General features: G+C 65.7%; 22 protein-coding genes. 6 read left to right on the top strand and 16 right to left on the bottom strand.

Annotated features, from left to right (window positions below; genetic code table 11):
- From C8D04_RS14550 to C8D04_RS14535, 4 genes are read right to left on the bottom strand one after another with little or no spacing between them, the layout of a single operon-like run.
- Positions 1–1,686: a class I adenylate-forming enzyme family protein gene (locus C8D04_RS14550; protein WP_199563014.1), complete on the bottom strand. Its 1,686-nt coding sequence runs from the start codon at positions 1,684–1,686 to the stop codon at positions 1–3.
- A 36-nt stretch (positions 1,687–1,722) separates the two neighbouring features.
- Positions 1,723–2,523, bottom strand: coding sequence for an SDR family NAD(P)-dependent oxidoreductase (locus C8D04_RS14545; protein ID WP_116005497.1), 801 nt, complete (start codon positions 2,521–2,523; stop codon positions 1,723–1,725).
- 15 nt (positions 2,524–2,538) lie between these two features.
- Positions 2,539–3,333, bottom strand: coding sequence for an SDR family NAD(P)-dependent oxidoreductase (locus C8D04_RS14540; RefSeq protein ID WP_116005496.1), 795 nt, complete (start codon positions 3,331–3,333; stop codon positions 2,539–2,541).
- 2 nt (positions 3,334–3,335) lie between these two features.
- Positions 3,336–4,577 (bottom strand): branched-chain amino acid ABC transporter substrate-binding protein, encoded by a 1,242-nt coding sequence (locus tag C8D04_RS14535; protein WP_116005495.1) that lies wholly within the window; start codon positions 4,575–4,577, stop codon positions 3,336–3,338.
- Between the two features lie 149 nt (positions 4,578–4,726).
- On the opposite strand from C8D04_RS14535, the gene C8D04_RS14530 reads away from it, so the two are divergent.
- Positions 4,727–5,410 carry a TetR/AcrR family transcriptional regulator gene (locus C8D04_RS14530; protein ID WP_116005494.1) on the top strand — a complete coding sequence of 228 codons (684 nt, stop codon included), beginning with the start codon at positions 4,727–4,729 and terminating at the stop codon, positions 5,408–5,410.
- 101 nt (positions 5,411–5,511) lie between these two features.
- On the opposite strand, the gene dinG is transcribed toward C8D04_RS14530, so the two are convergent.
- The gene (gene dinG / locus C8D04_RS14525) at positions 5,512–7,701 is read right to left on the bottom strand and encodes an ATP-dependent DNA helicase DinG (RefSeq protein WP_116005493.1); all 2,190 of its coding nucleotides are present in this window, start codon (positions 7,699–7,701) and stop codon (positions 5,512–5,514) included.
- Between the two features lie 313 nt (positions 7,702–8,014).
- Here dinG and C8D04_RS18815 point away from each other — a divergent pair, with 313 nt between their 5' ends.
- Positions 8,015–8,353 (top strand): hypothetical protein, encoded by a 339-nt coding sequence (locus tag C8D04_RS18815; RefSeq protein ID WP_199563013.1) that lies wholly within the window; start codon positions 8,015–8,017, stop codon positions 8,351–8,353.
- 233 nt (positions 8,354–8,586) lie between these two features.
- A complete protein-coding gene (locus tag C8D04_RS18810) occupies positions 8,587–8,904 on the top strand; it encodes a hypothetical protein (RefSeq protein ID WP_207780328.1) in 318 nt (105 codons plus the stop codon).
- Between the two features lie 28 nt (positions 8,905–8,932).
- Here C8D04_RS18810 and C8D04_RS14515 read toward each other — a convergent pair whose 3' ends face one another.
- The 5 genes from C8D04_RS14515 to C8D04_RS14500 form a co-directional block, all read right to left on the bottom strand.
- Positions 8,933–10,201 (bottom strand): lytic murein transglycosylase, encoded by a 1,269-nt coding sequence (locus C8D04_RS14515; RefSeq protein WP_199563011.1) that lies wholly within the window; start codon positions 10,199–10,201, stop codon positions 8,933–8,935.
- A gap of 64 nt (positions 10,202–10,265) precedes the next feature.
- Entirely contained in the window at positions 10,266–12,176 is a 1,911-nt protein-coding gene (locus C8D04_RS14510; RefSeq protein ID WP_199563010.1) for a radical SAM protein, read from the bottom strand.
- Between the two features lie 174 nt (positions 12,177–12,350).
- Positions 12,351–13,727: a homoserine dehydrogenase gene (locus C8D04_RS14505; protein ID WP_116005490.1), complete on the bottom strand. Its 1,377-nt coding sequence runs from the start codon at positions 13,725–13,727 to the stop codon at positions 12,351–12,353.
- Between the two features lie 119 nt (positions 13,728–13,846).
- Positions 13,847–13,969, bottom strand: coding sequence for a hypothetical protein (locus C8D04_RS19145; RefSeq protein ID WP_279338426.1), 123 nt, complete (start codon positions 13,967–13,969; stop codon positions 13,847–13,849).
- 37 nt (positions 13,970–14,006) lie between these two features.
- Positions 14,007–14,375, bottom strand: coding sequence for a nucleotide pyrophosphohydrolase (locus C8D04_RS14500; protein WP_116005489.1), 369 nt, complete (start codon positions 14,373–14,375; stop codon positions 14,007–14,009).
- Positions 14,376–14,449: 74 nt separating this feature from the next.
- On the opposite strand from C8D04_RS14500, the gene C8D04_RS14495 reads away from it, so the two are divergent.
- The 3 genes from C8D04_RS14495 (at position 14,450) to C8D04_RS14485 (ending at position 16,112) form a co-directional block, all read left to right on the top strand.
- Complete coding sequence (locus tag C8D04_RS14495) at positions 14,450–14,665, top strand: heavy metal-associated domain-containing protein (RefSeq protein WP_116005488.1); 216 nt, start codon at positions 14,450–14,452, stop codon at positions 14,663–14,665.
- Entirely contained in the window at positions 14,662–14,970 is a 309-nt protein-coding gene (locus C8D04_RS14490) for an acylphosphatase (protein WP_116005487.1), read from the top strand. The genes C8D04_RS14495 and C8D04_RS14490 overlap by 4 nt, the downstream gene beginning before the upstream one ends.
- Positions 14,971–15,194: 224 nt before the next feature.
- Positions 15,195–16,112, top strand: coding sequence for an HDOD domain-containing protein (locus C8D04_RS14485; protein ID WP_158550317.1), 918 nt, complete (start codon positions 15,195–15,197; stop codon positions 16,110–16,112).
- A 165-nt stretch (positions 16,113–16,277) separates the two neighbouring features.
- On the opposite strand, the gene yedF is transcribed toward C8D04_RS14485, so the two are convergent.
- The 6 genes from yedF to C8D04_RS14450 form a co-directional block, all read right to left on the bottom strand.
- The gene (yedF, locus tag C8D04_RS14480; RefSeq protein WP_116005485.1) at positions 16,278–16,517 is read right to left on the bottom strand and encodes a sulfurtransferase-like selenium metabolism protein YedF; all 240 of its coding nucleotides are present in this window, start codon (positions 16,515–16,517) and stop codon (positions 16,278–16,280) included.
- 10 nt (positions 16,518–16,527) lie between these two features.
- Entirely contained in the window at positions 16,528–17,748 is a 1,221-nt protein-coding gene (yedE, locus tag C8D04_RS14475) for a selenium metabolism membrane protein YedE/FdhT (RefSeq protein WP_116005484.1), read from the bottom strand.
- 258 nt (positions 17,749–18,006) lie between these two features.
- Positions 18,007–19,212 carry a Wadjet anti-phage system protein JetD domain-containing protein gene (locus C8D04_RS14465; protein WP_116005482.1) on the bottom strand — a complete coding sequence of 402 codons (1,206 nt, stop codon included), beginning with the start codon at positions 19,210–19,212 and terminating at the stop codon, positions 18,007–18,009.
- Positions 19,209–22,565 carry an ATP-binding protein gene (locus tag C8D04_RS14460; protein ID WP_116005481.1) on the bottom strand — a complete coding sequence of 1,119 codons (3,357 nt, stop codon included), beginning with the start codon at positions 22,563–22,565 and terminating at the stop codon, positions 19,209–19,211. Before C8D04_RS14460 ends, C8D04_RS14465 begins: the two co-directional genes overlap by 4 nt.
- Positions 22,562–23,311: a DUF4194 domain-containing protein gene (locus C8D04_RS14455; protein ID WP_199563009.1), complete on the bottom strand. Its 750-nt coding sequence runs from the start codon at positions 23,309–23,311 to the stop codon at positions 22,562–22,564. The genes C8D04_RS14460 and C8D04_RS14455 overlap by 4 nt, the downstream gene beginning before the upstream one ends.
- The gene (locus C8D04_RS14450) at positions 23,311–24,807 is read right to left on the bottom strand and encodes a DUF3375 domain-containing protein (RefSeq protein WP_116005480.1); all 1,497 of its coding nucleotides are present in this window, start codon (positions 24,805–24,807) and stop codon (positions 23,311–23,313) included. Before C8D04_RS14450 ends, C8D04_RS14455 begins: the two co-directional genes overlap by 1 nt.
- Between the last annotated feature and the right edge of the window lie 41 nt (positions 24,808–24,848).

Raw genomic sequence — 24,848 nt, 5'->3', positions numbered from 1 at the left:
TCATCCTTTCTGGGGAGCGGGGCCTTGGGTGGCCTGAAGGGTTGGGGCCAGGGCGATGGCCTGCTCACGCAGGGGTGCCTTGACGAGCTTGCCGTTGAGATTGCGGGGCAGGGGTGTGGGGCTGACCGTGAGGTAGTCGGGCAGTTTGTAGTCGGCCACATGCTGGCGGCAGAAGGCGCGCAGCGGCTCAAGATCGACCGGGCTGCTTGCGTATACGAAGATGTGCACCCGCTCGCCCAGTACTGGGCAGGGGCTGGCCACGGCGGCCACCTCCACCACGCCGGGGTAGCGCTGGATGACGTTTTCCAGCTCGACGCAATACACCTTGAAGCCGCCGCGGTTGATCATGTCCTTGATGCGGTCGAACACTCGCACGAAGCCCTGGGCGTCCACGCTGCCGATATCGCCCGAGCGCCAGTAGCCGCCCACAAAAGCGGCGCGCGTGGCCTCGGGGTTGTCCCAGTAGCCGATGGCGTTGCCGGGGCCGCGGATCCACAGCTCTCCGGCCTCGCCTGTGGGCACTTCGCGGCCTTCTGTGTCCAGGATGCGGATGTCCACGCAGGGCACCAGCGTGCCCACCGAATCGGGATGGGCGGCCGCATCGCCGCGCTCGGTCAGCGCCACGGCAGAGGTGGTTTCTGTAGCGCCGAAGCCGTTGTACAGCTCCAGTTGCGGCAGCAGCTCAGCCAGGCGCTGGATGGTGACTTCGGGCATGGCAGCGCCGCCGAAATGCCCCACCCGCCACGCTGAAAGATCGCGCTGTGCCAAGTCGGGTTCGCGCACGATCAGGTTGTACATGGCCGGCACCATCACCGTGGCGGTGATGCGCTGCGCTTGCAGGGTGTCCAGTACTTCGGTGCAGCGGAACTCGCGCAGGCTCACCAGGCAGCCGCCGACCAGCATGGTCACCACCACCACTGCGAGCAACCCCGAGATGTGGCTGCCCGGAATGACCAGCAGCATGCGCTCGTCGCTCTGGTAGGCAAAGCGCCGCTGGTAATGCCGCGCGGTGTGCGCAAACCCCAGGTGCGACAGCACCGCACCTTTGGGGTGCCCGGTGGTGCCTGAGGTGTACATGATGCAGGCCGGTTGCTGGTCACCAAACTCTGCGGGCAGGGGCGTGTCGTTGCCCGCCGCGAGCAAGGCTTCGTAGGTAGTGGCGGGCCGCGCGTCTGCGGCAGCCGTGGCAGGCCAGGGGTGGCCGTCTTCCTCGCAATGGACGATGCAGCGCAGGCTGGGCAAGGCGGTGCGTGGCGGCAGGCGCCCGGCCAGCGACGATTCTGTCATCAGCGCGGCGGCGCCGCACTGGTTGAGCATGTAGTCCAGTTCGGCTGCGCTTTGGCGCACGCCGATGGGCACGGCAATCGCACCCAGGCGCCAGATGCCAAACAGCAGCACGGTGTATTCCAGCCGGTTGCCCATGAACAGGGCCACCCGCTCGCCAGGGCCTATGCCCTGCGCTTGCAGGCCGGTGGCGACACGGTTCACGGCGGCATCAAGTTCGCGGTAGTTCAGCTGGCGGCCGCCCTCTTCCAGCGCCGGGGCATCGCCGCGCCGGGCGACGCTGCTGCGCAGCATGGCGTCGAGGTTGATCGGTCGGTTGGCATAACAAGGCACGAGGCGGTCACCGTACAGCGCTTCGATGCGCTGCGGATCGGGGGGTGCGAAAGCGGGGGTCATAGGCATGCAGCAAGGCCGGTTCGGCAAGGAAAGAAGGGGCGGTCAGCGGTGCGCTTCGGAGACTGGTTCGCGCATACGCACCGCGCCGTCGATGCGCACCACCGAGCCGTTCATCATCTGGTTCTCGATCACGGCCCGTGCCATGTGGGCGAACTCGTCGGGGCGGCCTGGCCGGTTGGGAAACGGAACGTCGCTGATCAGCGTGCGCCGGGTGTGGTCAGGGATCACGTCGTACATCCCGGTCTCGAAGGTGCCCGGCGCCAGCGCCACCACGCGGATACCCCAGCGCGCCAGTTCACGTGCCAGCGGCAGCGTCATGCTGGCCACACCGGCTTTGGAGGCGCCGTAAGCGGCCTGGGCCGAAAGGGCCTCGTAGGCCGCCACCGAGGCGGTGTTGACGACCACGCCGCGCTCAACTCCATCACTGGCAGGCCCGGCCTGCGCAAGGCCCTGCGCAAACAGGCGGATGGTGTTGAATGTGCCTGTGAGGTTGATGGCCACAACGCGGCGAAACGGCGCCATCGGGCGCGGCACGATGCGGCCCGTGGCCTTGTCGTGCTGGAACACGCGCGCGGGCCCGAGCACTCCGGCGCAGTTCACCAGAATGGCGGGCACGCCCCAGGTATTGTGGATGCGGGCAAACGCGGCTTCCATGTCGGCGGCGCTGGCCACATCGCCCGCCAGCGCCAGGGTGTCCGGCCATTGGGCGAGTTCATCGAGCTGCGCGCCTGCCAGGTCGATACCGGCAACGCGCGCACCTTGCGCGTGCAGCATGGCCGCCGTGGCCCGGCCCAGGCCCGAGGCGGCGCCGGTCACTACGGCAATGCTTCCTTGAATCTGCATGTGCGGGTTCTCTGTTTACAGTCGCGCAGGCATGCGCAACCCGCCGTCCAGGCGAATGACCTCGCCGTTGAGCATGGGGTTGTCGATGATGGCGAGTACAAGTGCGGCAAATTCGTCGGCCTGCCCTGGCCTTTGGGGAAAAGGCGGCACGGCCGAAAAAACCACTGCACGCGAAGCGGGGGCAAGGTTCAATGTCATCGGTGTCTCGAATACGCCGGGCGCAATGCCCATCACGCGGATGCCGTAATCCCCCAGCTCACGCGCCAGCGGCAGCACCATCCCGGCACAGCCCCCTTTGGAGGCCGCATATGCCGCCTGCCCCACCTGGCCATCAAAAGCGGCAATCGACGCCGTGTGGATGATCACGCCCGCCTCGGCTGTGGGGCCCGAGCGCGCTTCGATCATCTGCGGCACCGCACAGCGCACGGCGTTGATGGTGCCCAGCAGGTTGATCTCGACCACGCGCTCGAATTCAGCCAAGGGCATGGCCTGGCCCTTGCGCACGACGCTACCGGGGTGGGCCACGCCGGCGCAGTTCACCAGAATGGAAACGGGGCCCTGCTCGGTGCGCAGCTGCGCGAACGCCGCTTCCATGGCCTCGTCCTGCGCCACGTCGGCGGTGTAGCCCGCCACGCCCAGGGCCTGGGCAGTGGCTTGCACCGCTTGTGTGTCCCGGTCGAGCAGGACCACGCGGGCACCCGCATTGCGCAGCGCCAAGGCCGTGGCCGCGCCCAGCCCCGAGGCGCCGCCGGTGACCACGGCGACACGGTTGCTGAGCCGGCCCGTCAGGGGTGCGGACGAAAGCGCCATGGTCAGCCTGGACGGTTCATCTTGCAGGCCACGGGCGTCTCGGTGACTGCAGCGGGCACCTTGGCCACGGTCTTCCAGCCAAGTCCCAGGCCTTCGGCGTCGTACTTCACACCCTTGACGAGCTGGCTGATGTACAGCGGGTGCGTGGCCTGGTGGTCGTCCTTGCGCATTTTGATCTTGCCGAACGGCGAGTCGTACTCCATGCCTTCCAGCGCCTTGGCAATTGGCACGATGTCGTTGACGCTGCCGACCTTTTCGATGGCGCGCGCCAGCATGTCCATCTGCACCAGGATGGAGGTGTAGTACAGGTCTTCGCCGTACTTGGCCTTGAAGTCGCGTTCGTACTTCTCCAGGTCTGGCGTCTTGTCTTCGACCGGCACGTTGGGGTGCCAGGAGGAAATCTGCAATACGGAGTCTTCGCCGGCCTGGCCAATGGCGGTGGGCATGCCAAACAGGCCACCGTAGTAACTGATGTACTTGGCCTTGAGGCCGGCTTCCTTGCTGGCGCGCACAAGCAGGGCCAGGTCGTTGCCCCAGTTGCCGGTCAGCACCGTGTCGGCACCCGACTGCTTGATCTTCAGGATGTAGGGAGAGAAATCCTTGATCTTGCCGAAGGGATGAAAGTCATCGCCCACGAACTGCACATCCGGACGGACCTTGCCGATGATGGCCTTGGCGTCCTTGCTGACCTCGTGGCCAAAGCTGTAGTCCTGGTTGAGCAGGTAGACCTTTTGGATGGCCGGTGTGTTCTTCACATAGTCGGCAATGGCGTGCATCTTCATGGTCTGGTGCGCCTCAAAGCGGAACATCCAGAAGCTGCAGCGTGCTTCGGTCAGTTCCGGCAGAGCCGAGCCGTAGTTGAGATAGAGAACGCGCGAGTCCGGATTGCGCTGGTTGTGCTTGTCCACCGCCGCGAGCAATGCACCTGCAATGCCCGAGTTGCCGGCCTGCACCATGAAGTTGATCTTCTGGTCCACCGTGCTGGTGAGCATGGCCACGGCCTTGTTGGAGTCGCCGGCATTGTCCAGCGGGACCACCTCCAGTTTGCGTCCCAGCACCCCGCCACGCTCGTTGATGAGCTGCACCGCGTAGAGCAGCGTCTTGGACACCGTGACGCCCGTGGACGCCGTGGGCCCGGAAAACGTGTCGATGTGTGCAATGCGGATCGGCGGTTGCTGTGCCGAGGCAATCAGCGCGGTGCAGCCGAGGGCCGCCGCCACGAAGGTGGTTTTGAAAGTGCGCATGAAAGGTCTCCTATAGTCGCCCGGAAATCGGACAATATTTTTCGGTAATTTTCAGTTACTCTACAGTAACTAAAAATGAATGCTAAAACTCTGCCTTCCAATGGTCAAGCGTGGCGTAGACGCTTGCGCGACACCGGACCTTGTTTCCCATGAAAAAGACCAGCAAAACGACCACTCTCCCTGCTTCTACACAGGCCGCGGCGAAACCCGCAGGCGCAGCCCGTTGGAACAACGCCCTGGCGAGTGCGCCCGACCCGCGTGCACTTCGCAAGCGCGCGCTGATCCTTGCCGCCGGACGTGTGTTTGGAGACAAAGGCTTTCACAACACCACGCTCGACGACATCGCCGCCGCCTTGGCAGTGACCAAGCCCGCGCTGTACCGCTATGTGCAGAACAAGCACGAGATCCTGTATGAATGCCACCGCATGGCCGTCGAGATGGCCGAGCAGGCGCTGGCCGAAGCCATGCAGCAGCGTGAGACTTTGGATATCCTGCGCGCTTTCGTTGCGCTCTATATCGGCAAGATAACGAGCGAGCTGGGCACCTGCGTGGTGCTGACCGAGTACTACTCCATGACACACGAGCACAACGAGCTGATCCAGCAGCGTCGCCGCGTGATCGACCAGCAACTGCGCCAGCTCATCGTGCGCGCCATGGACGAAGGTGCTATCGAGCGTTGCGACCCCAAGCTCGCTGTGTTCTATTTCATGGGCGCCATCAATAACATCAACCGCTGGTTTTCAGACAATGGGCCGAGCAGCAGTGATGCCATCGCACAGGCATTTGCCGAGCACACGATCCAGTGCCTACAGCCGTGCCACTCGGCTCGTTGATCGGTCGCTGCGGTTAAAAGCGGTTCCAAAAATGCGGCATTTTGAGAGTGCTTCGCCCTCCTTCCAGAGGTTGAAAGCGATCGAAAGGCAAGCCTGGCGGCTCAGCCTGCCGCGTTTGCAACCCCGGCCTGCCGCCGCTCCAGCGCAAACGGCGGCAGCCCCTTGAGCAGCCGCTGGCCGTAGCTGGTGCGCGTGAGGCGTTTGTCGTAGCAATACACATGCGCCTGGTCTTCTTCGGTGCGAATGGCACGGCCCACCCATTGCGCCAGGCGGATGGCGGTGGCGGGCACCACCAGCTCGCTGAAGGGGTCGCGCCCCACGGCGCGCAGCCACTCGGCGCGGGCTTCGCCTACGGGGTCGTCGGGCGGGGCAAAGGGCAGTTTGGTGATGAACACCGATTCGCACAGCCGCCCGGGAAGGTCCAGCCCCTCGCCGAAAGACTGCATGCCAAAAATGATGGAAGGTTCGCCGTCTGCCACGCGCTCGCGGTGGCGCGCCAGCAGTTGGGACCGCGGGAGCTGGTTTTGCACCAGCACCCGGCTGCGCATGTGGGTGGCCAGCGCGTCGACGGCCTGGCGCATTTGCTCACGCGAGGTGAACAGTACGAGCGCGCCGTAATGCACATGCACCAGGTCGTTGAGCAGGGCGTCGACCATTTCGGTGGTGAACTCGGCGGCGTTCTTTGGGTCGGCGTGGGTTTCGGCGGCAATCAAGGTGCCCTGGGCTGCGTAGTTGAAGGGGCTGGCCACTTCCAGCGTGGTGGCGGCTTCGTCACCGTGCAGGCCCGATTCGCGCAGGAAAAAGTCGAACTGCCCGCAGCTCGTCAGCGTGGCCGAGGTCAGCACGGCGCCGCGCACGCTGCTCCACAAATGGCTGCGCAGCGTGCTGCCGGGAAGGACAGGGCTGGCGTGTGCGCGCACCAGAATGAAATCGCCATCCACCTCCAGCGTGAACCATTTGGCGGGTGGGACAAAGCTGGGTGTGGCGTCTTCCGGGGCCTCTTGCGCAAGCAGCTGTGCCGTGGCGTGTACCTCTTCGAGCCGTGGCGCCAGCATGCCGATCTGCGCATACAGCTGTGACAGGCGCCGCGCCTCGTCGGGCTTATCACGCATCTCGGCGCGCAGCGCCTTGGAGATGGCACGCAGGCATTCCAGAAAACCGTTGGCATGGTGCGCCAGCTGGCCTAGCGGCTCGATCAGCGCCTCGGGCAGCACGCCGCGCGGCACGCGCACCCGCGCCGGGCCCCAGGCTGAGGGCTGGCTGCGCAGCGCCGGGCCATACAGATCCATCACCAGACGCTCGAGGTCTTGCAGGGTCTGGCGCAATGCGCTGGAGTGGCGGGGGATGTCGGCCACTTCGGTCACTTCCACCAGTGTGCCGATGCGCAGTGCGCGGCTGGCCAGCCGGTCGATCCAGGCCAGGCGGCTGAGGTTGGCGCTGCAAGCAAATTGTTGCAGGGCGGTGGCGGGCAGGTGGTGGGCTTCGTCCAGCACCAACAGGCAGTTGTCCAGTTCGGGCAGCACCCGCGCGCCCAGCGACGAGAGCAGTAAGTCATGGTTGGCCACGATGACCTGCGCACCCACCAAATCCTTGCGCCGGTCGTAATACACGCACTGGCTGAAGACGGGGCAATGCCGCCCGGTGCACGAGGCCCCTTCCGCCGCCACGGGGCTCCAGGCCTCGGGCTCGGGCGGGGTTTCCAGGCTATCGCGGTCGCCATCCCAGGCGCCCTGGGCCAGGGTTTGCGCCATGCTGGCGTAGAAATGCATGCGCGCTTCGGTCTCCTGGTGCGAGCGCCGGGGCCGTGCGCTGGCGGCCTCCTCGGGGAACAGGTCGTCGTCTTCCGCGTCACCGTCGGCCTCGCCAGTGCCGGCCAGGCGTTCGAGCTTGAGCTTGCACACATAGCGCCCGCGCCCCTTGGCCAGCGCGAACTTGAAGGGCTGCTCCATCTGCGCCGCCAGAGCAGGCAGGTCCTTGTTCACCAGTTGTTCTTGCAGCGCCACCGTGGCGGTGGAGATCAGCACCCGCGTGCCGCGTGCCAGGGCAATGGCAATGGCGGGTGCGCAGTAGGCCAGCGACTTGCCCACGCCCGTGCCCGCCTGGATGACGGCAATGGCGCGCGTGGGTTCGCCGTCTTCTTCGTCCACTTTGCCCAGCTGCGCCTGGCTGAAGGTATGCGCCACCTGCTCCGCCATGCTGTGCTGCCCCGCGCGGCCACGGAAACCCTCGGTGGACTGGATCACCGCATCAAACGCCTGCAGGGCCGCCTGGGCCCACTCTGTGGAAGACATAGGGGAGGGAGTGTGGCACACAGGGGCGCTGGGATACTGTGGTGGTTTGTGTTTCAAAAAGGTTGCTAGCGCTTTATGTGTAAGCACTGGAAGCTATAAATTTTATAGTTAAATGGCTGTAGAGTGGCAATGGTTGCATGGTGCCATCGCTGGTGATGCCGCGTGTACCCATACCGCCTGAGCATGTCTGTGAAGGCGTCGTGAGGCTGAGTAATACTGTTAATATAAACAGTATTATGCCAAGTTTGGGTAGTGTGCCCACCCCCATGATCTGGCGTTTCGGCCCGCATCCTTCCCTCTCAGGGTGTCTGATATGAAAATCCTGCCCACCCAGTTCGACGGCCAGTCCATCCGCCGCGTGTTTGACGAGAGCACTGAGACGTGGTTGTTCTCGGTGATTGACGTGGTGCAGGTGCTGACACAGCAGGCTGACTACCAGGCGGCGCGGAAATACGGGAACCAGCTCAGAGGGCGTCTTGCCAAAGAGGGCAGTGAGTCGGTGACAAGCTGTCACCGACTGAAATTGCCTGCCGCTGACGGCAAGAACTACCTGACCGACGTTGCCACCGCTGAAACGCTGCTGTGCATCGTCCAATCCGTCCCCAGCCCCAAGGCTGAGCCCATCAAACTCTGGCTCGCCAAGGTAGGCTAGGAGCGCATGCAGGAGATAGCTGACCCGGCCCTGTCGCTCGCGCCCGCCAGACCTGGCAACAGCACGGCCGCAGCGACAAGTGGATCCAGCAGCGCATGACGGGCCAGGAAACCCGCAACAAGCTCACCGACTACTGGAGCGTGCACGCCATCAAGCCGGGCAGCGAATTTGCCATCCTCACCAACATCATTCACCAGGAATAGGCGGGCGTGAGCGTTGCGCAGCACAAGGAAATGAAAGGCCTAAAAAGCCACAACCTGCGCGACCACATGAGTGAGGCCGAGTTGATTTTCACTGCCCTGGCCGAGCTGTCCACCCGCCAGATCGCCGAGAGCGCAGAGGCCACCGGCATGGCGCAAAACAAGTTCGCCGCCCAAACCGGTGAGCGTATAGCCCGCCAAGCGCGCAACCAGTTGGAAGGCAAGACAGGAAAACCGGTAGTGACAGGGGCCAATTACCTGTCACCGGTTGCACCCCCGGTTGAAAGTGCGGCACAACCCGTGAAGGTGATCAAAGCCGCCAAGGCTGTCAAAGCACCCAAGAAGCCATAACACGTGTGTCGCACTCCACACCTGGGCCTCACTGCAACCGCTCTAGCAGCTCCAGCGTCGGATATCCGTCGGCAGGCAGGTTCAGGCTGCGTTGGTAGGCGCGAACGCCGCTGCGTGTGGCGGGGCCCATGACGCCGTCGGGTGTGCCGCTGTCAAAACCACGGGCATTCAAGGCGGTTTGCAGGGCCAGCAACTGGCTGCGGGTCAGGGCTTGCAGATCGCGTGGCCACGGGGTTTGCACGGCCGCGCCGCCGGCCAGTCGCTGGGCGAGCAGGCCCACGCCCAGGGCATAGCTGGTGGAGTTGTTGTAGCGCAAGAGGGTGCGAAAGTTGGGCCCCTCCAGGAAGGCGGGCCCGCGTGCGCCGGCCGGTAGAAAGAGGGTGCTGTCGGTCAAGGGAGGCAGGGGTGTGCCGTCCATGGTTTGCACGCCTTCGGCGGCCCAGGCGGTGGCGGTTTGCTGCAGATCGGCATCGGCCCGGGCGTAGTCAAAGCCGGTGGGCAAACGCACCTCCAGGCCCCAGGGCTGGCCGCGCTGCCAACCGGAGCGCGCCAGGAAGTTGGCGGTGGAGGCGATGACATCAGGCAGGCTGCCCCAGATGTCGCGCCGGCCATCGCCATCGGCGTCGACGGCGTAGGCCAGAAAGTTGGAGGGCAAAAACTGGGTTTGCCCCATGGCTCCGGCCCAGGAGCCCAGCATGTCGGCCCGGGCAATGTCACCGCGCTGCAAGATCTGCAGTGCGGCCAGCAACTGGCTGCGCGCCCAGGCTTCGCGCCGTCCTTCAAAGCCCAGCGTGGCCAAGGCGTCGATGGTGGGGATGTCGCCTGTAAAGCTGCCGTAGTTGCTCTCCATTCCCCAGATGGCGACCACAATTTCCAGCGGGACACCGTAGCGCGCAGGCACGGCGTCCACTTCCCGCGGCAGCTTGTTCAGCCGGGTCTGGCCACGGTCGACGCGCTGGGGCGAGACGGCGCTGTCGAGGTAGGCCCAGACAGTGCGGGTGAACTCGGGCTGGGCCTGGTCGGAGTCGATGACATGCGGGATGAGACGAACATTTTCAAAGGCCTGGTGGAGCGTGGCCTCGGTGATGCCCGCAGCGCGGGCTGATGCGCTGAAATTAGCGACCCAGCGGGCAAAGGGCGTGGCGGGCGGCGCGACAACAGCGACCGGCGCAGGGACCGCCGGGGCGGACGGATCGCCTGGAGGCGCAGAGGCACAACCGCCCAGAACGGCGAGGGTCAGCAAGGCGGGCGCAAGCCAACGGGGCGCGTGCGGCAAGTGAAGGGCGTGTGTGTGCATTCCAGCCATTTTCGACGCTTGCGGAAGGCGATCAAGCGTTCCTGGCTGCGGTCGTGGCCCTGCCTCAGCCGCGCTCGCGCAGCGCCCGCTCAATCCGGTGGCGCTGCACCGTGGTCTTGGGCACCTTGAAGGGGAACCAGCTACGCACGTCCTCTTCGAGCCCGATGCCGTGCATGTAGTTGTAGATGGCCTTCTTGAGTGCGCCGCCCAGGGCGTCGTGGTCCACGCCCGTGGGGTCGATGAAGGCCACGTCGTTCTTGGCAAAATCGCCCGGCGGCAGGGGGGCCAGTTGCACGCCATACTCCGCCGGGTTCTGGCCCACGGGGGAATGCACGGTGCAGGCAAAGCGGTGAAAAAATCCGCTCTGGATGCAGCCGTTGGCAAACAGCTGGCGCACGTATTCGAGCGCGTCCACGGTGTCCTGCACCGTCTGCGTCGGAAACCCATACATCAGGTAGGCGTGCACCAAAATGCCCGCATCGGTGAAGGCGCGCGTCACACGCGCTACCTGGTCCACCGAAACGCCTTTTTTCATGAGTTGCAGCAGCCGGTCTGACGCCACTTCCAGCCCGCCCGAGATGGCAATGCAGCCGCTGTCGGCCATCAGCTCGGCCAGGTCGGGGGTGAAGGTTTTTTCAAACCGCACATTACCCCACCAGCTGATGCCCGCGTTGCGCGCAATCAGCTCGGTGGCCAGGGTTTTGAGCGCCTTGGGTGGTGCAGCCTCGTCCACGAAGTGAAAGCCCGTCTGCCCCGTCTCGCGTACGATCTGCTCGATGCGGTCGGCCAGCACTTCGGCGCTGGCGCCCTCGTAGCGGCTGATGTAGTCCAGGCTCACGTCACAAAAGCTGCACTTCTTCCAGTAGCAGCCCTGCGCCACCGTGAGCTTGTTCCAGCGCCCGTCGCTCCACAGCCGGTGCATGGGGTTGAGCATGTCCAGCAGTGACAGATACCGGTCCAGCGGCAGGCCGTCCCAGGTGGGCGTGCCCACCTCGGCAAAGGCGATATCGGCCTCCATCATGTTGATGTACTGCACCTGGCCTGCGTCGCCCCGCACAAAGGTACGCACGAGGCGCTGGCGGCCGCGTTCGCCGCGCACATGTTCGAGCAGCGCCAGCAGCGGGCGCTCGCCAGCGTCCAGTGTGACGTAATCAAAGTAGTCAAACACGCGCGGCTCGGCCAGCTCGCGCAGTTCGGTGTTGACAAAACCGCCGCCCAGCACCGTGACGACCTGGGGATGGTGTGCCTTGATGGCCTGCGCAATGCGAAACGCCGCATACACCGATCCCGGAAAAGGCACCGACAGCAACACCACATCGGGCGCATGGCGCGCCATGGCGTCAAGGGTGAGGGTGCGCAGCATCTCGTCCACCAGCGTGGGTGGGGCGGCGAGCGCGTTGGCCAGGGGCTCGAACGTGGGCTGGCTGCCCGCCAGCGACTCGGCGTAGCGCACAAATTCAAACCGCTCGTCCACCGCGTCGCGCAGCACGTCGGCCAGGTCGTTCAGGTACAGCGTGGCCAGGTGCTTGGCCTTGTCGTGCAGGCCCAGGGCGCCAAAAGCCCAGCCCAGAGGGTCGCCGCCTTCGTCGTCGACATACACATCGAGCGTGGCAAAGCGCGGGCCCTCGGGCAAGAAGTGGCGACCTGTAATGCGGTGTGCCAGCGTGCTGTCGCGCCCCTGCAAAAAGGCAATGGCGGGGCCGATGGTGGCCAGATACCGGCCTTGCTGCGCGGCAAAGCTTTGCACGGCGGGGCTTTGCTTTTTGTGCGGTATCGCATCGACCTTGGCCGCTACGCCGCGCAGCCCCTCGGGCGAGAGCAGTTGCAGCACCAGCGCCAGCGCCAGGTCTTCTTGCTCTGCCGCCACGCCGCGCGAACGCAGAAAACCGGTGAGGTAGGCGGTGGACGGGTACGGCGTGTTCAGCTGCGTCATCGGAGGGATGACGGACAGGACGCGAAGCGGTGGGGCGGGCATGGTGGGGGCGGACAGGGCGATGCGGTGCCGCCTCGAAGGGATCGTGGAAGGGCCCGATTATCCCGCCGGACCTTTATCCCTCGCCTGCCTGCGGCGTCTTGGGGGTTGTCGGCCCCGTGACGAAGGCATTGCCGGGGGCACCCCGCTGCCCGTTCGGCACACCACCCCTGCGTATTACCCTTCTAGCATTTCCACCCGCAGCGCCATTACCGGCCCAGCCACCGCCGGGTGTGCGGCCAGTGCATGCACGGCCAGGTCCATGGTGGCCTGTGCCACGGCATCGGTCAATACAAGCACCTGCGGGCCACTGCCTGGGGGCAGGGCCTTGTTTTGCGCAAGCGCCAGTTGCAGCACCGGCACTTGCTGCGCGGCCAACCAGGCGCCCACGGCCTCGATCTGCAGGGCGCTGTGCACCGGCACACGAAGGTAGTGGCGCGAGTGCACCGCGGCGCGCGGCAACACGGCCAGTTGCTCATTCACGGCGTAGGCATGAAAACCCAGGTGCGGCACCTGCTGCGCTGTGTGGGTGCCGTCCAGCCGGGCGACATCCACCAGGTCGGCAATCACGGCCGAGGCGGTTTGCTCCGACCCGGCCCCTGCGCCGTAGTACATCGTCACACCGGCCGCATCGCCCTGGACCATGATGGCGTTCATCGAGCCATTCACCTGCGCCATCAGGTGTGTGGCGGGTACGAGGGCGGGCTGCACGCGCAGCTCAACACCTTCGGTGCGGCGCCGCGCCACTCCCAAGAGCTTGATGCGGTAGCCCATCTGCTCCGCGCAGGCCACATCCAGCCCTTGCAGCGTGGTGATGCCTTGCACCTGCACGTCGCCAAAACGCACCGGCATACCAAATGCATTGGCCGCCAGCAGCGTGATCTTGTGCGCTGCGTCGATGCCCTCGATGTCAAACGTCGGGTCGGCCTCGGCATAGCCCAGTGCCTGCGCCTGGGCCAGCGCCTGCGCAAAGTCCACGCCTTCGTCGCGCATTTTGCTCAAGATGAAGTTGGTGGTGCCGTTGATGATGCCTGCCACCCACTCGATGTGGTTGGCCGCCAGGCCCTCGCGCAGCGCCTTGACGATGGGGATGCTGACCGCTACGGCACCCTCGTACGCCACCACCACGCCATGCTGGCGCGCGGCAGCAAAAATCTCGGTGCCATGCTCGGCCAGCAGCGCTTTGTTCGCCGTCACCACATGCTTGCCCGCGCCAATGGCCGCCAGCACCCATTCCCGCGCAGGGCCAGTGCCGCCCGCCACTTCCACCACCACATCCACGTCCGGGTGGGTGGCGACCTGCAGAGGGTCATCCGTCAGCGTGACGCCGGGGCCCACCACTGCGGCGGCCCGGGACAGGTTGCGCGCAGAAACGACCATCACCTCAATGCCTCGCCCGGCGCGGCCCGCAATGGCGGCCTGGTTGCGCGCCAGCACGCGGAAGGTGCCCGCACCCACGGTGCCGATGCCAATCATGCCGACGCGCAGTGGGCGGGCGACAGTCGCAGCGTTGTGTACGGGGGTGGCAAAGGACTGAACGGGATCGCGGTACATAGGTTTCTCCAAACGACAGACAAAACAAAAAACCCAGCTGCCAGAGCTGGGTTTCATTCATCTGCGGGGGAGAAGAGAGCGATCACCAGGTGGCTGCCGAAACGGCCACCTGCGCGTGCTCAGGGGGCCGCGGTGGTCATGGTGGTAATCATTCGTGCACCCATCGCCCGTGCGCAGGCGCGCAGCACCTTGCCGCCCATAGGGACGGAGGCGGTTGCGGTGGGGATGGCGTGGTACGGCATGAGCGCGCCAGTGTACAGGAGAGCGATTCGTACACGCTCACAACGCATCGTATTTGCGGCTGTGCCCCCGGGCTTGCTCTACCGGATACTTTTGTGCGTTGAGAGCCATCTTGGCCTGGGCCGCGTCCACCAGGTTGATGTCTAAAGCCGTCGAAAGCTGCACCAGGTACAGCAGTACATCGGCCATCTCATGGGCCACGGCCTGCTTCTGGTTGGGCGTGAGCTGGCGGCTCTGGTCCTCGGTGAGCCACTGAAAATGCTCCAGCAATTCACCGGCCTCGACGGTGAGCGCCGAGGCCAGGTTCTTGGGTGCATGGAACGGGCCCCAGTCGCGGGCGTCGGCAAACTGCTGCAACTGGCGGGCCAGGGTTTGAAGGGGGTCGTGCGTAGAGCGCAGGTCTGTCATGCCCCCGACTGTAGCGAGGGGCATGGACGAGGCCACTTGCAGCCAAGCCGGTGGATGCGCATCATGGTCCCACCATGCCTGAAACCACTTTTCATCTCCCAGCCCTGCGCACGCGGCAGGATGCCGATGCCGTCATGTTTGAATTGCAAGATCTGCCCTGCGTCAGCGGGGCCGATGTGGATCTGGGCGCACAGACAGCCAAGGTCAGCCACACGGCCATGATTTCACCCGAGGACATCGCCGCAGCGTTGCAGGATGCGGGTTACGAAGCCCAGGTGACGGCCGCATGACCGATAAGAACGACGACACCGTTGCCATCACCCGCCGCCTGCGCATCACTGGCCATGTGCAGGGCGTGGGCTACCGGTGGCACACGGTGCAGGAGGCCCGCCGTCTGGGCCTGGTGGGCTGGGTGCGCAACCGGCACGACGGCAGTGTGGAGGCCCTGGCGCACGGCGCGCCGTCCGCCGTGCAGAGCCTGATCGACTGGGCCGATCGGGGCCCCACGCTGGCCCGCGTCGATGCCGTGAACGTATCGGACGCTGCGTGGGATGGTACCCAAGGCACAGGCTTTGTGCAGAGCGAGACGCAGTAACACGACCTTGCCGGCTCTGCGCCCTGCCGGTGCTGGCGCCCAGACACTTGCTTCGATCCACCGCCATGACCGCCCTGCACATCCGCAGCAAGTGGCCAGAAAAGACCGTGGCAATGTAACAATATGAGGTTTGGCGCTGCCCGCGCCATGACGAAAGCACTCTCCATGTCGATTGATTGCCTGGTTCCGCCGCCTGTATGCCGATTCGACGCGATGGGTTTGACATGAGCTGGTTGTCATGGCTGATGCCTGGACGCGGCAATGCTGCGCAAAAGCCCGGCGCGGCAACGCCGATCGCGACATCGGCTCGCATCGAGCCCGTGGACGAGAAACCGCTGGAAGACGCACAGAGATCAGATACGCAACAGGTTTTGCCCTGGCTGTTGGGCTGCGAGACATTGACCGACACGCCAATGACGCCTATCGAGCGCAGCGCGCTGGATGCGATTGCCAAAACACTGGCAAAACCCGAGCTCACGGATAACCTGCTACCGCGCGCTGCGGCGCTGATTCCCCAGCTGATCGCCCTGGTGCGCCAGACAGAACTGCCGACGGCAGCGATTGCCGAGCGCATTGGCAAGGACGCGGTGCTGGCGGCAGAAGTCATGCGCCTCGCCAGTAGCTCGCACTATCGGGCGCAGGGCAGCGTGGCCAATCTGGAGCAGGCCATCGAACGGATTGGCCTGCAGGGCCTGCAGACGGTGATCGCCCGTGTGGTGCTCAAGCCTATTTTCCAGGCCGTGCCCGGTCCGCTCAGCGCGCGTGCGGGCAAGCGCATTGGGGACTACTCGGAAGCGCTGGCGCGGCACACCGCGATCCTGTCCGGCCGCGCAGGCCAGGCCGTTTTCGATGCGTATCTGGCGGGCCTGATGCACGGCACCGGCTGGACCATCGCCTTCAGCATCATCGACCGCGCAGGCCTGCATATAGCGGTACCTCCGTCACAAGCCTTCGGCGCCGCACTGGCGGAGGTGGCGCAGCGCCTGTTTGGCCAGGCGGCACAGCGCTGGGACATCACTGCCGGGTTTACCGCGCTGGCGCTGGACGCCCGGCGCAACGGCCTGGCGGCTGCCCTCCATCCGCTGGCACATTTGCTGCGGCAGGCGCAGCAACCCTGTCTGGAAGAACTGGCCTTGGGCTGATGGGCGTGCCAAACGATGCCAGGCATCGGTAGCGACTGGCGCCCCTGTTCTTGCCGGACGCCACCCAGTTCAGGCGGGTACGGTTGATGGGGAGCAGGTTATGGCTGCGCCCCATCGGCGATGATCACTGTGCTCTGCCCGGGAATTTCGTGGCGGGAATGTGTTTTAGCGGCGAATCAGATAACGGATGGTGGGCCCATCCTGCTGGATCTCCAGCACTTCGTAGCCGTGGTTTTTGGCGTCGATCGGAATGTTGTTGATCGACTGCGGGCAGTCTGAGACCACCTCCAGAATCTGGCCGGGCGCGAGCTGGGGCATGGCTTCGAGCGTGGCGACGGCTGGGTAGGGACAGGGCTCGCCGATCATGTCGAGGCGAAAGTCGGGAACGTAGGGGCTGGTGCTCATGGGGGGTCTTTCAGAGGGCATTTTGCCGTTTCGCGGGCGCGGCGTTCTGGCGTGCCTTTTGGGCAAAAAAGTGCTTTTCCCACCAGATGACCAACGCCAACGACAGGCCTAACATCACATAAGTGGCGAGCAGGCCGCCTTGCGGTCCCAGGCTCTTGAGCAGGTTGATTTTGTCGTAGTTGACGGCAATGGCGGGCGCCAGGTCGTCCCACACCAGCGCCAGCAGCGTCGAGCCGATGACATTGCCCAGGCCCACCCACCAGTAGTGCACCTGGCCTTCGACCGCGCGGTACATCCAGCCGGTTTCGCAGCCACCGGCCAGCACGATGCCAAAGCCAAACAGCAGCCCGCCGATGACGGCGTTCGGGCCGGCCCAGAAAATCTTCGGGTCCAGCCCCAGTTGCACATAGCTGTACACGCCAATGGTGCTCACGGCCATGCCGGCGATGATGGCCTTGGCCATCTGCGTGCGCCCGGTGATCCACAGATCACGAAACGCCGAGGTGAAACACACCTGGGCGCGTTCGATGATCAGGCCAAAGGCCAGGCCAAACAGGGCCGCAATGCCCAGCTTGGGCGCATCGAACATCTTGGCCACAGCCCAGACCATGAAGCCCAGAAACAGCGCCATGCCGATGCGAAACCGTTTTTTGGCTTGCGCCTGGTGCGCCGACAGCGGCTGCGGTGCCGACACCTTCTGCAGCTTCACGGGGATGCGAAAGGCGGGCAGCAGACTGACCTTGGCCCCGGCCAGCGAGCCGATGGCTGTGGCAATGGCAAAAAACCAGGCGTGCAGCGAAAACTGCGGAATGCCCGTGAAGAACGCCGCGAGATTGCAGCCCATGGCCAGGCGCGCGCCAAAGCCCGCAATGATGCCGCCCGCCAGCGCCTGGAACACCCGGATGCGGTGCGTGGGGTGGCGCAGCTTGACGTTATTGGCCCACAGCGCCGCCGAAAAGCAGCCGACAAACATGCCGATGATCATCACCCCGTCGATGCGTGTCAGTGGCGTGCCTTGCAGGCCGATGATCTTGAAGTACCCCCAGTTCGACAGGTCCACGCCCGCAAACTGCAGTGCATGCCCACCCCATCGCGTGAACTCGCCCGTGACGGCCCAGAAGGTACCGGTCAGGCCAAAGTAATAGGCCGAGAGCACGCCGGCCGCAATCACGGCTGGAACAGGCGACCAGAAGCGCACAAGGTACTGTTGTTTGAATTCTTGCCAGGTCACGATGGGTTGGCTTTCAGAAAGAAAAAGGGTTGCGCGGGAGCGCGGGCAGAAGATGAAAACAACAAAGGCTCCGTGACGGAGCCTTTGTGGCAAAGCGTGTGTGCTACAGCCAGAAACTCTTGGTCATTGGTCTTTTCAGGCTTGCGTTTGAATGGGCTGATGATGGTCGAAGGCAACCTTGGCAGAGCCAAGAAGGGCAGAAATAAGAACGATTTTTTCCCGACGTCATTGTGAAGGCACTATTTTGCAGTTTTGGATTCAGGTGAAGACGTGGCTATCTTCATCCATCCAGGCGCGCACGGCGAGGTGTACGGCGTCTGTGGGCAAAAACTCCTGCTCCAGCCGCCCTTTGTCCTGCGCGCGCAGGTGACTGTCCAGCGCTGCGTCATCGGGCCCCAACGCGCCACAGGCGGATGCGGGCGCGTGCACCGGCTCGGCCACGGCCAGTGGCTGGTGGGCGTTGAAGGTGGCTGCGTCCATCAGCAGCGCCCGCAGTTGCGGCACATGGCCACGCGCGATGGCGAGCATGTGCAGCCCCCAGGTGTCCAGGTCACCCCAGTAGGCCACGCTGCGCCCCTGCAGCCAGGGCGCTGCGAGCCAGCCCAGGTTCAAGCCCGCGCCCAGCACGGCGATGGTGTCCGGCACGGGTTGCGGCAACTGGTGCAGGCTGCATTCGTTCTCGACCAGCAAGATGCGGCGGGCGGGCAGCGGTGTGGTCAGCAGCTCGCTGGCGCGCACGCGCTGGCGGGCAAAGGGCAGCAGGCCAGGGGCCAGCGGGGCGATGAGCAGCCAGTGGTCGTCCTCGGGCAGCGCGCCCAAAAAGCCGACCAGCCCCTGGCGGCTGGCCTCGCCGTCAAAGCGCTCGTCCAGCAGGGCGGTGAGCAGGCTGGCGTGGCGCTCGCAGAACTTGCTGTCGTTGCCCTGCACGGCCAAGGCGCGCAGGGGTTTGCCTTGGGCGCAGCCGGGCTCCAGTTGCAGCGCCATGCGTGCGGCGGCGATAACGGCTTCGGTGGGCGTGTCGCGCCACTGCACCAGGCGGCGCACCAGCAGGCGCTGAAAGCCGGGGCGCTCTACCCCCGCAATGAGGGCGCTGAGCCGGGCATAGTCGCTTTTGACCTGTGCGTGCCCCGGCACCTTGAAATGGCCGATGGCCGCCACGCACTGCGAGGGCTTGGCCAGCTGCCAGTGCGTGGGCACGGCGATGGCGTCGCTGCTGCCACGGTAGCGCCGCTCTTGCCATTGCACGTTGCCCACGTTGCCCAGGCCGTGCTGCTCCACCGCGCGCCACTGCTGCAGATGGCTGCGCAGTGCGGCGGCGTCACGGATGAAGACGGCGGAGTCGGGTTGGCCGATGGAAAGTGTCAGCGGCCATGCCGCGCTACCGCCCAAAAGCTGGCGCTCACGCCAATCGGCGCTGTGCCATTGCTGGGCCAGTTTGGCCGCCAGGGTTTGGGGTGATTTCATGCCGGTGATGCATCGTCCAGCGCATCGCCCGCCACCGTTGAAACCGGCGCCGCAGGCGACCCAGGGGGTGCTTTTCTGAATGCGTCAATCTCCTCCCAGCGCAGCGACGCCAGCGTGGCCTGCGCGCCGCGCCGGTGCACCACCACGGCGCTGCGCGTGTGGTTGCGCAGCAGGCGCACTTCCTTGTTGGGGGTGACGAACAGCGCGTGCAGGCCAAACTCGCGCAGCGCCTGAATGATGCGCGCCGCCACGGCCTGCGAGCTTTTGGAGAAGGCCTCGTCCAGCACGATGGTGCCAAACACCGGGCGGCTGGCACCGCCCGGGCACAGCGCGTAGCTCAGCGACGCGGTGAGCACGTAGCTGGCGATGATCTCCTTCTCGCCCCCGCTGCCGCCTTGCGATCCGGTGCGCCGCTCCAGCATCTGGCCGCTGCTGCGGTCCAGCACCAGCACGGCAAACTGCAGGCGGTAGCGGGCGTCCAGCAGCGCCTGCGCGGCCTTGCTGCGGCGGTTGCTGGCGTGGGTTTGCAGCATCTCCACGATGGCTCGCAGCGCCCGGTAGTGGCTTTGGCCGCCATCGTCGCGCAGGCTTTCGGTGCGCAACTGGGCCTGTGCGCGGTTGAGCTCTTGCAGGCTTTGGTGGACGACGGCACGCGGCTCCAGCTGCAGGTAGCGGCCGGGCTGAAAGTCCACGCGCTGCAGCGTGTCGTTGAGCTGGGCAATGCGCTCTTCAATGTCGGCCACCTGTGCGGCGATGCCGTTGAGCAAGGTGTCCACGCCCTGTTGCGAGGTGTTGTTGAGGTATTCCTGAAACCGCTGGCGCTTGTGCGGCAGGGCTTCTTCCTCCAGCACCTGCAGGCGCTGCAGGTAGTGGGGCAGCGCGTCCACCTCTTGCGCATGGTCGGCCAGTGCGCCCCGGTCTTCGGCCTTGGCCTTGCCCATTTGGCGCACGATGTCGGTGTGCAGGGTGTTCAGCTTTTTGCTGGCCTCAGCGGTTTTGGCTTGCACGGTGGCGCTGGCATCGCGCTCTTGCGCTTCGAGGTTGTCGCCATCGAGCGGGGGCAGGCGGTGGCCGGTGCGGGCCAACGCCGCCGCAAAGTCTGCGGCCAAGCCTTCGTCCACCCCGAGTGCATCCACGCTGCGCGCCTGGTACGCGCCGTGCCGCTTCTGTGCGGCGGCCCGCAAGGTGTCGTCCTGCGTCTGCGCCGTTTGCAAATGGCGCAGTTGTTCCTCTGCCGTGCGCGTGTCGGCCTGCGCGGCCTCCCAGCGCTGCTGGGCCTGTGCGGTGTCCGATTCGGGGTGCAGCAGCGCCTGCAGTTGCTGCGCTTTGTGCTGCAACTGCGCCTCGGCAGCCGCAGTGTCCAGGTCGTCGCGGCGCAGCGCTTGCAGGGCCGCCCACAGCTGGCGCTGCTCCTGTGCCTGGCGTTGGGTGGCCAGGATTTGGGTCTTTTTGGCCTCCAGCGCCTGATAGTCAAGCGCGAGCAGCTCCTTTTGTTGTAGCAAATGCGCGAGCCGGTCGCGGTTGTCAAACCCCGTCATCCAGTCCTGGTCCAGCCGTTTTTGGTCTTGCTTGTCGAAGTGGCCGGATTGGCTGGACATCAGCCCCTGCACCGTCATGGCGTGGGGCGTGCGCTCCAGGGTTTCCACATCGGGCACGCAGTGGCGGTCCAGGCCGTGCAGCAGCTGGCGCAGGGTGTTCAGGTGCGCGGTGGGGGCGGCGGGTTTCAGGTTGAGCTTGCGCGCAAAGCCGTCGGCTAGGAACGCGGCAGGCGTGGCATCGCGCACTTCCAGCAGGCGCACATGCAACCGGTTGTGCCGCTGGTTCACCCATTGCAGCGCGGCGTGCATGGCCGCGTGGGGCACCAAAATGCGCAGGCGGTGGCTGCCCAGCGCGCGTTCAATCGCGCCGCGCCACGCCTGTTCTGCCTTGCGCACCTCCACCAGCTCGGCGGCAAAGGGCAGGTCGGTTTCGGGCAAGCCCAGATGCTCGGCCAGCTCGGTGCGAAAGCGCTGGAACTCCATCGGCAGGTTGGAGCCGGGGCGCTGGCGCACGGCGTCGTATTCGGCCTGGGTCTCGCTCAGGCGGGTATGGGCGTTGTGGGCCTGGGCGATGGCGTGTTCGGCGCTGGCTTGCAGTTCGGCCTGGCGGGCGTCGATCTGTTCCATCGCCGCTTGTGCCTGGGCCTGGTGGTGGCCCAGGTCGTCCGCGCCCGCGTGCTCGCCCAGCCCCAGGTTGCGCACCACCGTTTGGTATTGCGCCAGCTGGCCCTGGATGCGCGCCAGCTCCTTGCGTGCATGCTCAATGTTCTCGCGCAGCACGTCGATGTTGGCGCCGCCCGCTTGCAGGTACAGGCCGTGCAAGTCCTGCTCGCGCTGGCGGGCGTGGTGAACCTGCGCTTGCGCGGCCTGCAGGGCATCCCCCCGCGCCGCGATCTGCGCCTGCAGCTGCGCCACGCGCTGGCCCCACCATTGCACGCCCTGCGCGGCAAACCAGGGGGGCAGTTGCTGCTGCAGTGCCTGCAAGTGCGCCAGGTGCTGGGCCTGCTGCTGCTCGCGCGCGGCCAGGTCGCGCAGCGGCAGCAGCGACACATACTGCGCGTTCGCCAGCTCCAGGTCGGCGTGGATGGAGGCCAGCTCGGCAAAGCCATCGACCACCTTTTGCGCGTCGTCAAAGGCCGAGTGGTCGTCCAGCACCAGCTCGCGGAAGATCTCGTCAATGCTGTTGAGCTGCTTGAGGCCCGCTGCGCGGTTGAGCAGCGTGAAGGCATTGGGCCCCACTTCAAAAAAGCTGTGCAGCTTGGCCAGGTAGGGCGCCTTGCTGCTGAACATCTGCAGGCCGTCGCTGTCCTTGGCCAGGCGCGTCAGTGCCTTGGCGCCGCCGCTGTGCTGCTCTTCCAGCCACAGGTCCAGGCTGTGGCCCTCGCCTTGTGCAAAGAACCAGCGCTTTTGCATGTCGGCGGCGGATTGGCTGCTGCCGTCAAACCACAGCAGTGCGCCCAGCCAGACGGATTCCTGCCCCGCCGCGCCCTCGCGCACCAGCCGCGCAGCCACGCCGGTGGCGCAGCGCCCGGCCCGCGCAATGTGGTCGCCGCTGTCGTTGCCCTGGCCGCTGGCGCCGCGCACATAGCTCACCAGGTCGCGGTCGCTCTCGTGCCCGCCGGTGGAGGCCAGGTTGTAGCGCGGGCTGGCGCACAGCAGCGTCATCAGCGCATCGACCAGCGTGGTCTTGCCGCTGCCCGTGGGGCCGATGATGGCGGTGTTGCCGGGGTCAATCGCCACCTGGTGGCGGCCCGCGAACGCGCCCCAGTTGTACAGGTGCAGCTCTTGCAGGATGAAGGAGGCGTCAGCGCTCATGGCGTGCCCTCCACCTGGCCTGCGCCGCCTTCGGCCACTTCGCGCAGGCGCAGCAGCAGCGTTTGCAGGTTCTCGGGGTTGAGCAGGTGCACGATCATGGGGCGGATGGTGATGCAGTCTTGCGCATCCACCTCGGTCACCATGCCGTGCGTGCGCAGGTTCTCCAGCAACTGGCCCAGGCGCTTGCGCTCTTGCATGTCGCTGCCGGTGGCCCCGAGGTAGGTTTCGAGCTGCGGCAGCAGGCTGTCTACGGTGATGCGCACCACCGCGCCAGTGCCGCTTTCTTGCTCGCGCTGCAAAAACTCGCGCCGCAAAATCGCCAGCAGCAGCGACTGCTCCAGCGTCAGCCGCTGGCGCTTCATCAGCGGGTGCGTCCAGTCGTCCTGCTCGCTTTCGTCGGCGTCGTCGCCCGCGTAGTCGGGCACCACGGCCAAAAAGGCCAGGCCGCGCACATCGTCCACCACCACGCGCAAGTCCAGGGGCTCCAGCAGGGCATCGAGCAGCGTGGTTTGCGCGGCGATCAGGCCGAACAGCTTGGGTTTGGCTGCCGATTCCAGCCAGCCATGCGCTAGCAAAAACTGTAGCGCCTGGCGCACGTTGGGCGGGGTTTTTGAAGGGTTTTGTGCTGCAGGCGGGCTTTCAGCAAGCGCGGGCAGCTCCTCTTTTGATAGTGGCGGTGGAGCCTGTTGGTCCACCGCCTGCGCGGCCATGCGGTCAAAAATATCTGGCTCTTGTCCTTGCGCCATCACAGCTCCCATTCCCTGTGCGCCAGTTGCGCGCCATCCAGCGCGACCTGCGGCACCGTGAAGCGCCAATGCTGATCGCCATCCTGTGTGTCGATCTGCTCTTCGCCCGGCTGCAGCTCCACCCCCGCCTCGCGCGCCATGGCCAGCCACAGCGCAAAGGTCTCCAGGTCGTGCTCGCCCGGGGGCAGCGCGGCGGCCAGCTCGGCCAAGGTCATCGGTTGGCCCCGGTCCGCCAGCGTTTGCAAGGTGCGCTGCACCAGCGCGTCACGGTCCAGCCCTTCAAACGCCTGCCAGAACTCGCCGTCCATTTGGCCCAGGTCGGCGTATTCGGTGGTCAGCAGCAGCGCGGCCTGCTCGCCGCCGTCCAGCGACTTGGCGCGCAGGCGCTCCACCAATGGCACGCCGCCCAGCGCCACGCCCAGCGGCGGTAGCGGTGCGCTCTGGCGGCGCACGGCCTGGCGCTGCCAGTCAATGCGCAGGGCCTGCTCCAGCACGTCGTTGAGCAACTGGCCCACACGCTGGTTCTCGGCCGCCTGGCCGGTTTTCATGAACTGGCTGACCTCGCGCTCGCTGCGCGCGCGCACGGCCTGCACCACCTTGGCCTCTTTGATGAGCTGCTGCACCAGCAGGTGCAGCGTGCTGCGCTGCAGGCCATCGAGCGCATGGTCTGTTGCCGGGTGCGCCAGGATCTGGCGGATGCGCTGGCGCATCTCGGTCAGCTCGGTTTGGTTGGACAGCTGTTGGTGAAAGCTGTCGAACACGCGGCCCTCTTGCGTGTTGAGCAAGTTGGCGTGGCCGTCCAGCAGCTGGTCCATCACCGCGCCCCGGTGGTGGCGAGCACTGATGATGGCCTCGCGCAGCGCACGGTCGGCCTCGCGCCACGAATCCTCCACCCGCCGAAAGTCCGCCCGCAGACTGACCGACAGCGCATACACCTCGCGAATGCCTTCCACGGCCTGCTCCGCCGTCAGCGCAGTGATGCGGCCCGCCTGCACGTCGTCAAGCTGTTGCTGCAGGTCCGCCATGCGGCGCTGCAAATGCTCGGTGCGGCTTTGCGGGTCGGGGTTGAGCGCGGCGGCCAGGTTGTCAATCTCGCGCTGCACCACGGCCAGGCGCGACGCGGTGGAGGTCATCATGCGCCCGTCGAGCTGCGCGATGAAGCGCAGCGCCGTCTTGAGCGCATCGGTCTCAAACACCCGCCCCTCGCGCTCCACTACCAGCCCGCGCCGTATCCACTCGCGCACCTCGCGGCGGGCCTGGCTCAGGGTGTCGGTGCTGTCGATTTCAAAGTCCACCTCATTCGCGTGCACCGCCAGCATGTCCGCCAGCGCCTGCACGGCAGCATCGAATGGCACACCATCGCGCTGGTGCTCGAACAGTGCATCGAGGCAACTGAGCACCAGCGGCGCCCTCCGCGAGGCCAGCAGCAGCCACGCCGGGTGCTGCTGGCGGGCGGCGATGTATTGGTGGGTGCGCTGCTGGTTGAGGGTGGACATGGGGCGAAGCCGGAGATGTTCCAATGGCTTGCGCCAAGTAT

Origin of the sequence: Simplicispira sp. 125, from assembly GCF_003096555.1 — a bacterium.
Taxonomy (GTDB): Bacteria; Pseudomonadota; Gammaproteobacteria; order Burkholderiales; family Burkholderiaceae_C; genus Simplicispira.
Note: the sequence above shows the minus strand (reverse complement) of the source record. Positions and strands in the feature narration are given on the sequence as shown.